This window comes from Chamaesiphon sp. VAR_48_metabat_403 (genome assembly GCF_031422475.1).
Lineage (GTDB): Bacteria > Cyanobacteriota > Cyanobacteriia > Cyanobacteriales > Chamaesiphonaceae > Chamaesiphon.
Genome location: NZ_JANPLS010000408.1, coordinates 1 through 15,324 on the forward strand (window position 1 = coordinate 1; position 15,324 = coordinate 15,324).

The following is a 15,324-nucleotide window of genomic DNA, read 5'->3' on the forward strand; positions in this document are numbered from 1 at the left end:
TCGGTAAGCTATGCGATCGAAAAATTATGCCATCAGCCCTGCTAAAATCGGCAGCCAAGACGGTTTTCGTCTTCCTAAAGCTTTTTCTCACGATTATCCACACTTAGTCGCTGCCAAAGGCTACATTGAAATAGTCGATAAAAATACCTTTTTGGTGCATTTCGATCCCGATAATGATTTGGATAACGATGAGGATGAAGATGAAAGCTTGATGCTGAAGCTTTTTCTCGATACTTTGATGAAATTTGCCATAGATAAGCCAGATTCGCTGACTCCCTATACTCAACAAATGGCTGATGATATGGATGAATTATTAGCTGGTGTAACTGTGGATGAAGATGAATGAGCCAGTTTAACGCTCATGGTTGGACGATCCTGTTTTACACGGATTTTCGGCTTCAGTGGGAAAATTTGACAAGTAGAGCAATAGAATTAAAATCGCGACTAGAGCCAGAAGATTTTGTTCGCCATCCCGATGTCAAGCTACTGAAGGCGGTAGATGTGGGAATTCGAGACAAAATCTCCCTCGATCCTTTCGCCAGTCATTTTGCATTGCGGAAACCGCTCCAAAAATATGGTCGTCTCAAAAAAATGGGATTGCCGCAACGCTATCGATTATTTTTTAGAGCATTTGCAGACCAACAGGCGATCGTCATCCTCTGGTTGGGATTTCCGCGCAAAGAAGGCGACCGTCAAGATTGTTATGCAGTTTTTTCGAGGATGGTTGCTAATGGTAAGTTACCAGAGTCTTATGAGTCACTATTAGTTGAATGCAACTCTACTATTGAGGCTGAATCGATCGAAGATGAGCTTAGTTTACCTAATAATTTATCACCTGAATATTTTCCCGATCTGCAACAAGATCGTGAGTTATAATGATGCATTTATATCTGATCGGTTACAACCGATCGGTTTCAGACTTTAAAGCACCACTATACAGGTTTCCAAATTTTTCGCCAATTATCGATTTGTTCGGGATTAAACTTCTCAAAAATTGGCTCGATCTTATCTAAATCCTGCTCGATCTCTTTTTCTCCAGATCGCTCATTAATCGCGACATAATAACCGCCGTCTCGATAGCACTGCGCGATCGTTGCCATCAAGCTACTGATACATTCGGCATAGACGATCGGTTCTTCGTTAGGAAATTGACAATAAACAAGAGAAGTAGGTCTTTGGATATTATCACAAAGAACGTAATATATTTCTTGTCGATCGCCATAAGAAATAGGCAATAGATAATCATTTAATCTTGGCTTGAAATTATCGACGGCCTTCGATAGTGGCTGAAAATCTAATCTAGGTGCTAATCGATAATCCCCTCCGTACATACGATAGAAATTTTTTAGCTCCTCAGTTACTTTAAACGGCAGATTTTTGTAAATTCTTTGCTCCCGATCGTACCATCCTTCTAAATGTTTACGATGTGCCTCCCAATCTACAATTTCTTCTGTGACATGGTAACTTTCTCCAAAATTGTAATAATCATAATAATGAAAGTATAACCACCGAGGAATATATCCTAATGAATATTCTATAAAATCACCATAGATTTTAAGAGATCCTTTTTTGTTAGTCCAATATCGATTTTTTAGGTCTGGCAACTCTTCACTAAATTTTTTATAGCCAATAGACATTAAAACACTGATAATTGATTCTGAATCTTCTCTGATAACGTTATTATCTTCATCAGACACGATTGATTCCGATCTCCACTCAGATGGATGAACTCTTCCATATTTAGCAGGCATGACAGTACCGTGATTGCAATAAAGTTCGTACCCATCAGCATACTTAATCGCAGCCTTACCTTCAGCATGGGCGACTAACTCTCGATCGAGATATAATTCATAAGGTCGATCTATAACTAGACAAACCTTCTCATAAGTTATTAAATAGGGACATTCTTCGCATAACGATCTAAGAATGCTCCATATTTCTATGTCAGGTTTATAGCTAATTTGGTTAATGTAAAAATCGAAAGGCCAAACATTAGTTCCTGAAAGCTCATATTCTAATATTTTGTGAAAATTCACATTGCGATCGCAATGAATATCGTAAATATGTTCATACAATATACTGCACAAATTTTCAAATATTTCACCACGAGCATATAATTGGAGATTGTCTAATGTAAGTCGAGGATCTAGATCGATAATTTTGACGGGTGCTTTATGTAAAGTAGCTATTATTTTCTCATACATCAAACACTTTACACGAATAGGATATGGATTATCATCATGCGAGATCGAATGAAAGAATAAATTTTGTTCTGAAGATGGACTGCTCAAGAAAAATATTTCTGGCGGAGGTAGATCGATCGCACTGTAAGCATCAATAACTGCTTTGGTTGCTTTATCTCGATCGACTGGTTCGGTGGAGAAGAGAATTTTATCCCACTTATTTATATAGCGATCGATACTAGTTTTATATTTATGCATGATATTAAGGAAAATACCCGACTTCTTCAAGAAGTTGGGTATCTAGTGGTGTTTATAAATACGTATTTAGAAAGCGAAATAGATCGATGAGTTTAAATTGGCAATCGGCACGTTCTAATGTGGCAAATTGGCGAGATCGAGTGTTGCTGTTACGGCTGGTGGTAAAGTTTGATATTTACTCAAGGCTTGACGGGTAGCGGCGACGCTACAGGCTAGCGCGATCCGTTCTTGCTGTAGAATTCCGACAATCAGATCGGGTTGAGAACTATCGATGACGGGTAATTGGTGCAAACCTCTGGCAGTCATTCGATCGATGGCTTCGACGATCGGTTCATCGATATCGGCATAAAATAAATGTTTCGTACAAATACTGCCGATAGTGCTATGGAGGAGGCGATTGGGTTGGAGAGCTGCTTCGGCGTGGGCAATTGCCCGACTGACATCATGGAGCGTGACAATTCCGACTAGTTCTTCACGATCGTCGATTACCAGTGCGCTGTGACAGTTATTTTGAGTTAATTTCGAGCCTGCTGCAAGTAAATCGAGTCGCTCTGATAACCTAACGTAATGACTATCCATCGCATCCCGCACCCGTAAATTTCGGAGGATGTCGAGATCTCGATCTGGTTGGACGCTTAGAGCTAATTTATCTAATTTATCTGGCGATTTAGATTTGGGGTTCATCCGTTCGATCGCCCAAATACTCAACCCCACACATGCCATTACTGGGAGGACGATCCGATAGTCGCGGGTTAGCTCAAACATCAGTAAAATCGCCGTTAAGGGTGCCCTGGCACTACTCGCTAGTACCGCAGCCATTCCCACCATTGCATAGGCTGGTGGAGCTGCTATCTGGCTGCTGAGTGCGGGAAACAATAAGACTAAAGATTTACCATAAATCGTCCCCATCGTCGCCCCTAAAAACATCGAGGGGGCGAACAAACCGCCGACTAAACCACTCCCCAGACTTACGGCGGTGAGTAACATTTTGATTGCCAAAATCGAAACTAGCAACAGTACCGAAAATTGGACATCTTGCAACATGGCTTCGATCGTCTCGTAGCCGATCCCGGTGACTTGAGGGAATTTTAAGGCGACAATCCCAACGATTGTACCGCCGAGTACTGGAGTCAAACACCGGGGCATTTTCCCCAACCCAGCTAAATAACTGACTTTACCGCTAAAAGCCGCTCTGGCAAAATCGACAGTCTGGGTATAGGCAAATGACACGAAACTCGCCAAGCCACCCAATACTAAATACAGCGGTAGCTCGAATAAACTTTTGACTTCATACACAGGTAATGCAAAGGCAGGTTTAGCACCCAAGCCAATTTGCGCCACTAGCGAGGCTACTACCGCAGCCAATACCACCACGCTGACTGCCGAAGTTGCAAAAGTTGTCCCCAGTACGATTTCTAGGGCAAAAAACACACCTGCGATCGGCGCATTAAATCCTGCTGCAATTCCCGCCGCCGCACCCGCTCCTAATAATAATCGCTGCCGTTCCTGAGAGGCATGTAACGCTTGACCCAAAAACATCCCCAGATTTGCCCCAATCTCCACGCTCGGCCCTTCTGGCCCTAGTGAAGCACCCGTTCCTAGCGATACCGAGGCTGCCACCATTTTTACCAGTCCCCGCCACGGAGTCACCTTATTACCTGCTTGAGTAGCGGCAATCATCGAATTCATATTCGGTCCAAAATCCCGCCAATACCACCGCATCGTACCGACGACGATGCCTCCCAAAATTGGTACTAATGCCAATAGCCACGTCCCATCGATCCCCCGCATTTTGAGATCGTCGATGCGATCGACAATCAATGTATGAGAGGAACTATGAAATAGATCGATTAGATAGTGAAATAAAACCACACCCAATCCAGCCGCCCCACCAATCAGGACAGATAGTAGCATTACTACCAGACCGGGAGAGGGTTCGAGCCGATTGAGCCGACTAGTTAGGCGCGAGAGTACAGGTGCCATGGGAGACACGGACGATGGCGGAATTACGGTCATGGATAACGCCAGAACTATGAGAGGGTGATTAAATTTTGTTAACTCAATTGTAATATTTATTTGGAGTAAATGGGGATCGATTTAGGTTTTAGGTTTTAGGTTTTAGGCTTTAGGGAAGAAGGGTAAAGGGTAAAGGAAATCTCCCAGTCCCCCAGTCCCCTCGTCTCCCTATCCCCGATCCAAAGTACCTTCCATCGCGGTTTGCAGCTCTTGAGTGAGATCTAGGGTGGCTTGTTTGGCTTGTCGGCGACCGCTTTGGTAGCGATCCCAGTAATCGGAAAGGGGAATGGGATTGCCGATCGTCATGTGGACGCGACGGTTGCCGAGAATGGGTGGTTTAGTCGATTTTTCGCCTTTGATGAGATTGACTAGATCCCAAAGCAGGAGAGATATTTCGGCAAATCGTTCGATTGTCGGACGGTCTTTGATATAAGAACCCGTGATGGTGACGAAGCTTTCGACGATTCGCATGTGCCACATTCGCAAATCGGCTTCACTGGCAATCCGATCGGCCAATCGCCGACTGACGGTAGATAAATTCTGGGGGGAGGTCAATTCTTCACGATAGATCCAGTCCCAGCCAGCTTGTTCGATCTGCCGACACCGATCGATTTTAGTACCTTGGGGAGTGAGGTTAAAGTAACCTTCAGATACTTGTAATGCAAACTCCAACAGCATTTGGAGTCGTTGGGAAATCTCGGTGCGCGAGATCGATTGTTCGATCGGGGGACGTTCGGGAATTTCATAACGATAGAACTGTGCATAGAAATTCTCGATCTGAAATAACAAATGCTGAGTCAATCGATAAAACCTGTCGTACAGGAGTTTGTGCATCGGTCGGCGATCGTTTTGGTCGATCGCCACTAGCGAGTCATGACGATCGACACTCAAGCCGCAGTCTTGTTCTAACTGATAAATCAGCAGTTCTAGTTCGCGCCAAGGTTGATCTAGATAATAATATTGAATGCCGATCGGGACGATTAACACATCTTCTTCTCGACCTAATCGCACTAGCTCCTCCATCGCTCCAAATCCAATCTGAGCGGCTTCTGACTCTAATGGGCTGACGAACTCACTCAGTCCGTTTGTGGCACCTTCTGGGGCGATGGCAAGGGGCATCAGACCGCTCACTAATAAATCTTGGGCAGTCTGGAGTCCGACTCGATCGACTCGGCCCCGATGGATGGGAATTCCACCTAAGAGTGGATACCACCAGCCGACAATTTTACCCACCCACAGGGGAATGCCGCGATCGTAGATAAAGTGGGCGAAGATGGGAGATTTGAGCGAAATCCGATGCTTTCTGGCGGCAGTCGGTAACATTTTTGTCAATAAATACCCCAAACAAGCCGAGTCATCGCGACTGGGATGACGAAAAGCGAGTACCAACCGCAACCGACCCATTTGCGATTGCTTGTAGACTTCGACTAATCGATCGATATCGGTGACATCGATTTTAGTAATGTGAAGTTTATATTTTAACCAGTAAGGCAACACCCAAGCGACTAGTCGCAGCACCCAGAGGTTGAACTTAGGTGGTGAAAATGCCAATCTTGGCTGAGCTTTGGTAATTTGGGACATGCGGGATATACTCTCTGACCCCGTAGAGAATAGCTCTAATTGTAAAATTAATCACCGTATAAATGACTGATTTTGTGTAGATCTTAGGTGCCAGCAGTCAATTTAGCTAGCAGCCTCAACCGACAAATTTCAGTTCCTAGTCTCTAATTTTAATCACTTTTGCCGCCGCTGACTCGCGGGCGACGCGGATTAATAGTGCCGACTGAATCAACGAGGCGATCGTCGAACTGCCGCCATAACTAAACATCGGTAATGGCACGCCAGTCGTGGGTAGCACCCCCACCGCCACGCCGATATTAACCAAAGATTGCAACACGATAAAAGTTGTCGATCCCACGGCAATCAGGCGATGGACGGGATGATGGCTGCGCTTGGCAATAATCAATCCCAAAGTGGCATAACTCATGACTAGCAACAATAGTAGCACGCTGCCAACTAGACCGAATTCTTCGGCAAACACCGAGAAAATCAAATCTGTATCCTGAATTGGTAAGAAGCCTAATTTTTGATGAGATAGCCCAAATCCCTTCCCTAATACGCCGCCAGAACCGATCGCGATCAAACTTTGGACGAGCTGAAGTCCTTCACCCTGCGCTTGCGACCACGGATCGAGAAACGATAGCACCCGCGCACGTTGATATGAGTTAATCGCCAGACTTATCAACGCGACGATAAAGCCTCCAACTGCCGTTCCCATCAGATGGCGCATGGGTAAGCCTGCGGCAAAAGCGATCGACCACAACCCCATGCCACACAAGGATGTCGTACTGAGATTCGGTTGTTTTAAAATTGCCAATAACCCGATCGCAAACACTACCAGCCATGTCAACCGCACTTTGTGGGGATAATGTTGCCATCGCCCAAATAGTTTCGCTGCTTGCAACACTAAAAAAGGTTTAATTAATTCTGATGGTTGAATGGCAATCGGCCCGATGCCCACCCACCGACTCGCACCCATCGTAGTTTTGCCGAGACCTGGCAGTAAAGTTAGTAACAGCAGCCCGACCATCCCCAGTAAAATCCAGTGGGACACTTTTAGCAATCTGCTTAGTGGCGAATGGACGATCGCATTAAATAGCAGTAGACTACTAAAAATCCAAAAGACTTGACGCAGGGGATAATATAATCCATCTTTTTGCGTGACTTCCCCGTGATAATAGGATGCTGAGAACAAGACAAAGATCCCGATCGTCAGCCACAGAAAAGTTAGCCACCGCAACAATCGCGCTGTTAACGACCAGTCTTTTACCGTAGGATCGAAAAATGGAAGCAAAAGGCGCAAGTTCACGATCTTAGGAAAGGGGGGTAGAGAGTAGGCCGACAACTCATTTCATCAGGTTCTATGTACTAGTAAAGGTGCTGTTCGGATCGAGCGCAGCCGCAGTACGGGAACGAAAACTTATCCTATTTAACCACAACATCTATAGATTGGAGCTATCGCTCGGATTCTTGCTTAACAGTTTAGTCGCACTTATATTTTCAGAATGTTAAAGAATATATTAATTACTCAATGGCAACGCTGGCAGGTCTTATTATTAGCAGTCGCGATCGCGATCGGGATTGGCAGTTGTCGCGCGATCGTTCAATCTTCTTCAGCTCAAACTAATAATCAGTTGGTTTCGGCAATTCTAAGCGATCCTAAGACTTTTAATGCCGCATTAAGTAACGAATCACCAAATATCTTTGGCTATGTGGGTGAAGGGTTAATTACTGAAGATGGCAAAGGCGAAATTCAACCAGCACTAGCTGAATCTTGGGTAGTTTCATCAGACAAAAAGAGTATTACCTTTACGCTCAAACAAAATCTCAAATGGTCGGATGGTGCGCCATTGACGATCGATGATGTATTGTTCACCTTTAAAGAAGTTTATTTTAATGAAGAAATTCCGACCGATACGCGAGATATTCTCAAAATTGGTAAAGATCGCAAACTACCTACCCTCAAACAACTCGATGCCAATCGGATCGAGTTTACTACCCCAGAACCATTTGCCCCTTTTCTGCGGACGCTAGGAATTAGTATTCTTCCCGCTCATAAATTACGCCCGACAATCGAACAAAAAGGTAAAGATGGCAAGCCATTATTTTTGAGTATTTGGGGCATTAATACTAAACCATCAGAATTAGTTTCTAATGGAATGTTTATGCTCGATTCTTATACTCCCGGCGAACGATTGGTTTTTAAAAAGAATCCTTACTACTGGCGGAAAGATGCCCAAGGGAAGCAACAGCCCTATATCGATCGATCTATCTGGCAAATTGTCGAATCGACTGATACCGCCTTAGTTCAGTTCCGATCGGGTAGCTTAGACTCTTATGGGGTATCACCAGATTTCTTTTCTTTACTCAAAAAAGAAGAGCAAAAAGGTGGCTATAAAATTTATAATGGAGGGCCAGCAACCGGAACTACTTTCATGTCATTCAATCTCAATGAAGGGGAAAGAAATGGTAAACCGCTAGTCGATCCGATTAAATCGCGCTGGTTTAATAACGTTAAATTTCGTCAGGCGATCGCTTATGGTATCAATCGCCAACGGATGATTAATAATATATATCGAGGTTTGGGTGCGCCCCAAGATTCGCCAATTTCAGTACCTAGTCCCTATTATTTATCTCGCGAACAGGGTTTACCTACTTATGATTATAGTCCCCAGAAAGCCAAGACATTATTTACAGAAGCAGGTTTTAAATATAACGAACAAAATAAACTCATCGACGATCGCGACAATCCGGTTAGATTTACGTTAATTACTAATTCTGGTAATAAAATTCGTGAAGCTTTAGGTACTCAAATAAAACAAGATTTGGATTTAATTGGAATTGAAGTTGATTTTACACCAATCGCTTTTAGTCTGTTAATCGATCGGATCGATAGTTCGCTAGAGTGGGATAGTTTACTAATTGGATTCACGGGTGGAATCGAACCAAATGATGGTGCTAATTTCTGGTCTGTAGATGGTGGATCTCATATATTTAACCTCAAACCTGCTAAAGGTAAAACTCAGCTTACCGATCGTCGAGTCGCAAATTGGGAAAAGAAAATTGACGATTTATATATTCAAGCCGCTCAAGAATTAAATGAAGATAAACGCCGCCAACTCTATGTCGAAAGTCAGAAAGTCACACAAGAAAATTTACCCTGCATTTACTTAGTTAATGCTTTATCACTTTCCGCCATCAGAAATCGGGTTAAAGGCATCGATTATTCACCGATTAATGGGCCATTCTGGAACTTACCATCATTAACTATTAGTGCAGAATAATAATTAAACTATTTGGCGATCGAGCTATTCAACTGGCTCGATTGCTTTTTTTAGAAACTTCGCCCATTCAGATGCCATTACAACTTCCGTAAATGGAATGTCACTCACTAAATCGCTATCGGCAAATTGAAACCTCAAATTAATTTTCTTGCCACTAGCTGGTGGAACATCTAAATCCACAGATTTATCATCGACAATTAGATCAATTTGTTTGACGCGATCGAGACTGAATGTTTGCAGATCTTTAGGCTCGGCTTTAGTCGGTTTTCCCCAACTCAGTTCTCGATCTTTAATACCAATTACCGAATAAATATCGTATTTGTATCGATCGAATCCCGCTGCCCATCGTTTGTAAGCTTCCAGCTTTTGATATTCATTAGCACCCGCTCTTGCCAACCAAATAAAGGCTCCAAGTAACGGGAGCCACATTAAACCGCGTTCCATAATAGCAGGAGATAAAGGATAAAAACTAGTATAGCTTGTCGATCGTGAATTTCCCAATTTTCACTGTTCGGTATCCGATCGAAATGGACGCTCGTAGCCCGGTTTAATCAGTTTCCAGATAACCTGAGAATATTCTCTACCATCTAACATCAAAAATAGTACGCCGGGATACTTTTGAGTCTGAAAATAGAGTGCGGTTTGTCTTCTGTCACCTAAATCTTTAAAGGCTTGTTGACATTCAGTTTCAATTTCTCGGTACTTAGTTTCTAGTTCTAATTTAGTATCTTTTACCCAGTGATAAAATTCATCAGGAACGGCATCAAGAAATTGGTCTAAATTTTGCTTTTTGCTCAGACATTCCCAAATATCTTTGGCTTGAATTCTGGTAATAATCCGATGCAGCCGGACATAATCGGCTAACTTATACTTGAGTCGAAAACCATTCGGCCATCTGAGGATAAATCCCTCACAATTAGTAAGTTCGGATTGAGTTTTCTCGATTGAGTCGATCCATTCGGGTAAGGTAGTAGCTGGATAAGTCTGCGCTCGATCGATCCAATTTACCTGAGTATGTTCTAATTCCGCGCCTGTCTCGGTATGTACCGCAGCTAGTAACACTAGCCGCTGTGCGCTGCCATAGTCTACGACAATCCGATTGATCGGGTAAATAATTTCAAATAAGTAAGTATACGCCCGATCGAGCTTATCTAAATCTTCCCGATAATTACCCAGCAACACTCGTGCCATGTGGGACTGATCCGAGGCAAAGCTGCCCCTAGAAGCCACTTCCCACTGTCCTTGGTAGTGAAACAGAATAATCAGAGATCCATCGAGCTTCTCGTAGATATTTGGCACACCATCTGGCAAAGTCCCCTGATATTCACTGAGATTGAAAAACTTTGGTAACGGTCGCGCGATCGGTCGATAATGGTTATCTAGCACCAACCCTCGACAGTGCAGCGTGGCATCTACCCAATACCGATCGTATTGTGCTTTGGCGGTATAGTTATAAATTGTCAGCGGCAAAGTAGGGTGAGTTTGGCTGATAATATAGCCCTGTTCGATGAGTGTGGGTAATGTGTGGGGGTCGAATGGTAAATTAGTCATATCAGATGGGAGTGGGGAGATGGGAGATAGGAGCAGCCTAGTAGTCTCCGGCGTAAATCGGGTAGGGGCAATTCATGAATTGCCCCTACCCGGTTTACGGGAGACAGGGACATGAAATGGCAACCTAATTTATGCCGCCTAGTACTAGCTCAATCTAATTTACTCGATCGATCTTCCCCTGAGCTAATTTGCGATTGCATCGCTCAAACCAGCTTGCCACAACATTTTGAGCCTAGATCGATCGTCTAACTTAGGGGATACCCCAAACTAATTAACCTGAGCTACGTTCGTCACCCGCCCGCGACTGAAGTGCGGACTAAATACGAAAGTCCACTGAAGTGGACTGTTAGATTCTTTAGTCCACTTCAGTGGACTTGAGCCGTTAGCCTGGGGATTAATCCCCAGGCGGTGTGTAAACGAAGCTAGTAATCTTTGAATGAAATCCTTATCCCAAACTAGCGTTAATTAACCTTCAACTATCTCGGAACGGGAACTCGATCGATCAGTCCCGCAATTACGGTATCTATTTCCAAACCATCTAACTGAGCTTCTGGGCGCAATACCAGGCGGTGGCGCAATAATGGAGTCGCCACTTGTTTGAAGTCATCCGGTACTACCATCTGACGACGATCGAGCCATGCAGCGGATTTACTAGCTTGCAACCAGGCAATTGCCGCACGGGGAGAGGCTCCCAGACTGAGATCGGGGTGTTGGCGAGTCTGCTGTACCAAGGCAAGTAAATAATCGATCGCATTATCGTTGACAGTTACCTGTTGTACCGACTTGCGCGCCGCCAGACAATCGGCAACAGTCGCGACTGGATCGATCGGATTATCGTCACTCCTGGCTCCTGGCTGCGATTTCCGCGCGCTGGCTAATAATTCGCGTTCTGCGGCGGCTGGTGGATAATCAACGATTAGTTTAAATAAAAATCGATCGAGTTGAGCTTCTGGCAACGGATATGTGCCTTCAAATTCTAGTGAGTTTTGAGTCGCGATCGTCCAGAATAAATCCGACAATGGTAATGTCTCACCATCTAACGTTACCTGCCCCTCTGCCATGGCTTCGAGCAGTGCCGACTGGGTTTTGGGGGGAGTTCGATTGATCTCGTCTGCAAGCAGGATTTGGGTAAATACAGGCCCTTTTTTGAGTACGAATTCTTGATTTTTAAGATCGAAAATATTCGTACCCAAAATATCGGCAGGTAATATATCCGGGGTGAGTTGAATTCGCCTAAAATCTGCCTGAATCAATCGCGATAGTACTTTTGCCATCATCGTTTTCCCCGTTCCTGGCACGCCCTCTAAAATGACGTGACCGCCAGTTAGCAAGGCAATTAGCAGTTGCTTGGTCGTTTCTGCTTGTCCGAAGACAACTTCTTGCAATGTAACGCTAAGTCGATCGAAAATTGCGTGAGTTTCTGTCATAGAGATGGGAGATGGGGGGTGGGGGGACGGGGAAAGTAAGGAGTAAGGAGTAAGGAGTGTTGAAAATCCCCTCCCTGGAGCGAAAAGTGCGGTCTTGGGGTTCCCCCTGTCTTGTCGTTTTCTTATTCGGGGGGAACCCCCGAATAAAAACGCCGCAAGTAGAGCACCTTTTCAAGACAGGGGTGCCCGTAGGGCTACTGGTCGGGTCACCCGACCAGTGGGGTGGGTAGATCTTCGCTAACGCCTAAAGCCTAGCAATTTGACGATCGATTTTGCGGATTTTTTCTAGCCAGGTTGTTAACTCCATAGGTGTCAGGCGACGCGCTCCCGTGGTTAATTGTAGGACAAAGCGGAGATCGTCGGTTGGTAAGCGCACTCGTTCTTCCCATGCGGTGATTAGTGTTTGTGCGTCTACCAGGCGTTCTTTTCCTAAGCCGAGTTTTTGTTGCCAAGCTAATTGTTCGGCTCTGCCGATATTTTGCACGGCAAATTCGCTACTATTGGCTTGACGCAATACGCCGCCTAAGGCTTGGATGTATGCTTCACTATTATCGATTTCGATTGGTTTAGGCATCACCACTTTACCAAAGCGGCGATTTTGCTGCCAAATTAATACTAATGTGCCCAGTAATATATTGACAAATACAACCAGGAGTGGCGTTCTGAATAAGTATGCTAGCGTTTCATCTACGCTATCTTCAGATTCTATTTCGGCATCGGATCTTCGCACGCCGTCTTTTAAAGAAGATGCCGACTTTCGATCGCGATATCCGTGGATATATTCATCAACTAATAATTGTTGGCGATCTTTAGTGACGAGTTCGGCTAATAATTCATAATTCGGTCGCGAATCTTGATAGGTATTCGCCGCTAAATGTGGTGTTGTACCAATAATTACGACACCTTTGCCTAGTGGAAATTGCCTAATCACACTACCCGTACTATCGCTTAAAACTGCTGTTGCGCTGACTTTTTGCTCTTTACCAATTTGGGTCGTATTCCATCTAAATCTCCGCGTGGTCTCAATTTTAATATTGCCTTGCGGACTTTCAATTTGCGATCGAAACGGAATTTCCCATGCGGGTGCATCTACACCTAAAATTGCGAGCGTGTTACCTTGACTAACCCATTTGTGTTGGGAATTAGTAATATCCAAAGTTTCTAATTGGGGATTGACTTGGAGTAAGGTAACTCCTGTTTCGTAGTTATCAAAGGTGCTCAGAGCTGGGAAAGATTTTTGCCATCTTTGGATTTTAATTCCTCGATCTGACATCATCTGATACCAGGTACTATAACCATTAGGCGCGAGACTGTAGCTCGATCCTGGTTGCCTGCTGTCGCCGCTAATCGCACTAACGAGCGTGATGATAACGATCGCGATCGCGGCTAATAATATAAAGTGCCAATATTGCTTGAATAGCTTATTCAAATCCTTCATTTGGATTTTAGATTTTAGATTGAACTGCTGGACTCTCGGTTTTCAACTGATTCTCAATCTGTCGATACGCTTGTTGACAGCGATCGAAATCTTCGATCGCAATCTGGCGATTGCCAAAGTGAAGTTGTTCGTGGATGGATACTAAGATTTCACCGATATTGGCGATTGGAATGGCTCTCAATACATTAATATACTCGCGATCGGTACGACTAAATTGATGGGGAATCAATTCGGCATCATTCAACCGTTGCAGCATGGCTAAATACAACCATCGACTCGCTTGTGTATAATCGCCATCTTGCCGAAATTGCTGCGATCGATCGAGTAATTCGGCGACGGTATATACTCGCACTGGTGCTAATAATTCAGATGGAGATTGTGCCCTTTTTCGCACCCATTGTTGCCAATAGGGATAGATAACGCGGTATACAAACCAGACGACTAAAGCAGCTAATAGCAAACAGATCAGTCGGACTAATAACGGCCCCAACCAAGGCGGAAAGATATCGAGATTCAAGTCGCGATCGTCGGATCTAAATTTTACCTCAAGCCATTCACCTAGCTGTTGTTGCAGTTGTTCTAACTGCCAACGCCAACTTGTTTTTTCAGCAGCAGTGGACATATATTAGTCGATGGGAAATACTTAACGTCGAGACAAAATACCGATTTAACTATATGCTAAATCCCAGTCGCTCGAACGGGTCAATCTGATTTGTGCTAAAGCCACAATTGTCGGAATAATCCGTCCGTAATTAGTCGAGATCGATCTCCAGCCGAGATCGGCAAAAAACCAGCCCCACATGGCTGGGCCTAAAATGGTAAATACACCTCGTACAGCCACCTGCTGGGTCGCTGAGAGCATCATGCCGCGTTTTGCCATATAAATCGATATATAACTTTGCAGTTGGCTGGTAGCAGCCAATCCGCCCCGAATTAGGGTTTGTTTGGCGACCTCATAACTGGCAAAGTGAAAGGCAAATTGACGAGCGATTTGGTGAAGTATTAACGGTTTAATCACCGAACTTACCGCGATCGCACTACTGCCCTTTAAAATTAGTTTAATCGGATCGTGCTGAATATGTGCGGGTAATGGCTGGTCGAAGCGAGTTTTAGCCAGGGATTGCTGGACTCTGAGCGTCAGTGCATCTCGATCTCCAGATGGTAATTTGTGCCAACTTTTGCCCATCAGATGCAAAAATACTTCGGCTTCTAAATCCGTGGTGCTCAGTTGGCTAGAATAGGGAATCTTCAGGTAGCGACATACTTGTACCAATGTCTGACGGTAGCTAACGCCCTGAGTTCGCCCTTGTAAAACTGTAATTCCATCCGCCGCCAAAAATCTAAATCGATCTTCGATCGCATCCAGCCACAGATCTCGCTCTTGGCTCTGAATTTCTACTAAATCTGGGGTGCGAACGTAGTCTAAGGGGTTGAACTTACGGCTAAAGAGAATTCTGGTTAATTGTTGTAGTTCGTCTTCTGTAGCCAATTCTAAAGCCGTTCGTAACTCATCCAAAGCAACTTCCTCCCACAATCGTGCCGCTCATCCTATCACTCTGTATTGTACCGCACGATTTTAGGAAACAGTGCGGGGTCATCAACAGCGA

Annotated in this window: 14 protein-coding genes; 4 read left to right on the forward strand and 10 right to left on the reverse strand. The window is 44.4% G+C overall.

Annotated elements, in window-relative coordinates; genetic code table 11:
- Window positions 1–10 precede the first annotated feature (10 nt).
- A complete protein-coding gene (locus tag RMO79_RS19515) occupies window positions 11–346 on the forward strand; it encodes a hypothetical protein (RefSeq protein ID WP_310484922.1) in 336 nt (111 codons plus the stop codon).
- Window positions 343–876 (forward strand): type II toxin-antitoxin system YhaV family toxin, encoded by a 534-nt coding sequence (locus RMO79_RS19520; RefSeq protein WP_310484924.1) that lies wholly within the window; start codon window positions 343–345, stop codon window positions 874–876. The genes RMO79_RS19515 and RMO79_RS19520 overlap by 4 nt, the downstream gene beginning before the upstream one ends.
- Before the next feature lie 56 nt (window positions 877–932).
- Here the strand turns inward: RMO79_RS19520 and RMO79_RS19525 are convergent, their stop codons facing one another.
- From RMO79_RS19525 to RMO79_RS19540, 4 genes are all read right to left on the reverse strand, one after another.
- Window positions 933–2,441 (reverse strand): hypothetical protein, encoded by a 1,509-nt coding sequence (locus RMO79_RS19525; protein ID WP_310484926.1) that lies wholly within the window; start codon window positions 2,439–2,441, stop codon window positions 933–935.
- Between the two features lie 114 nt (window positions 2,442–2,555).
- Complete coding sequence (locus RMO79_RS19530; RefSeq protein ID WP_396136641.1) at window positions 2,556–4,457, reverse strand: chloride channel protein; 1,902 nt, start codon at window positions 4,455–4,457, stop codon at window positions 2,556–2,558.
- A 168-nt stretch (window positions 4,458–4,625) separates the two neighbouring features.
- Entirely contained in the window at window positions 4,626–6,038 is a 1,413-nt protein-coding gene (locus RMO79_RS19535; protein WP_310484929.1) for a 1-acyl-sn-glycerol-3-phosphate acyltransferase, read from the reverse strand.
- 136 nt (window positions 6,039–6,174) lie between these two features.
- Window positions 6,175–7,326 (reverse strand): FtsW/RodA/SpoVE family cell cycle protein, encoded by a 1,152-nt coding sequence (locus RMO79_RS19540; protein WP_310484930.1) that lies wholly within the window; start codon window positions 7,324–7,326, stop codon window positions 6,175–6,177.
- A gap of 196 nt (window positions 7,327–7,522) precedes the next feature.
- On the opposite strand from RMO79_RS19540, the gene RMO79_RS19545 reads away from it, so the two are divergent.
- Window positions 7,523–9,301 carry an ABC transporter substrate-binding protein gene (locus RMO79_RS19545; protein WP_310484931.1) on the forward strand — a complete coding sequence of 593 codons (1,779 nt, stop codon included), beginning with the start codon at window positions 7,523–7,525 and terminating at the stop codon, window positions 9,299–9,301.
- 24 nt (window positions 9,302–9,325) lie between these two features.
- Here the strand turns inward: RMO79_RS19545 and RMO79_RS19550 are convergent, their stop codons facing one another.
- On the reverse strand, window positions 9,326–9,745 hold the full coding sequence (locus tag RMO79_RS19550; protein WP_310484932.1) for a hypothetical protein: 420 nt from the start codon (window positions 9,743–9,745) through the stop codon (window positions 9,326–9,328).
- Window positions 9,746–9,805: 60 nt separating this feature from the next.
- The gene (locus RMO79_RS19555) at window positions 9,806–10,852 is read right to left on the reverse strand and encodes an RNA ligase (protein ID WP_310484933.1); all 1,047 of its coding nucleotides are present in this window, start codon (window positions 10,850–10,852) and stop codon (window positions 9,806–9,808) included.
- Between the two features lie 111 nt (window positions 10,853–10,963).
- Here RMO79_RS19555 and RMO79_RS19560 point away from each other — a divergent pair, with 111 nt between their 5' ends.
- Window positions 10,964–11,101 carry a hypothetical protein gene (locus RMO79_RS19560; protein ID WP_310484934.1) on the forward strand — a complete coding sequence of 46 codons (138 nt, stop codon included), beginning with the start codon at window positions 10,964–10,966 and terminating at the stop codon, window positions 11,099–11,101.
- A 227-nt stretch (window positions 11,102–11,328) separates the two neighbouring features.
- On the opposite strand, the gene RMO79_RS19565 is transcribed toward RMO79_RS19560, so the two are convergent.
- The 4 genes from RMO79_RS19565 to RMO79_RS19580 all read right to left on the reverse strand — a co-directional run bounded on the left by RMO79_RS19565 (window position 11,329) and on the right by RMO79_RS19580 (window position 15,233).
- A complete protein-coding gene (locus RMO79_RS19565; protein WP_310484935.1) occupies window positions 11,329–12,279 on the reverse strand; it encodes a MoxR family ATPase in 951 nt (316 codons plus the stop codon).
- 244 nt (window positions 12,280–12,523) lie between these two features.
- Entirely contained in the window at window positions 12,524–13,717 is a 1,194-nt protein-coding gene (locus RMO79_RS19570; protein WP_310484936.1) for a DUF4350 domain-containing protein, read from the reverse strand.
- A 7-nt stretch (window positions 13,718–13,724) separates the two neighbouring features.
- Window positions 13,725–14,339, reverse strand: a complete 615-nt coding sequence (locus tag RMO79_RS19575) for a DUF4129 domain-containing protein (RefSeq protein WP_310484937.1) — start codon at window positions 14,337–14,339, stop codon at window positions 13,725–13,727.
- Window positions 14,340–14,384: 45 nt separating this feature from the next.
- A complete protein-coding gene (locus RMO79_RS19580) occupies window positions 14,385–15,233 on the reverse strand; it encodes a YaaW family protein (RefSeq protein ID WP_310484938.1) in 849 nt (282 codons plus the stop codon).
- Window positions 15,234–15,324 lie beyond the last annotated feature (91 nt).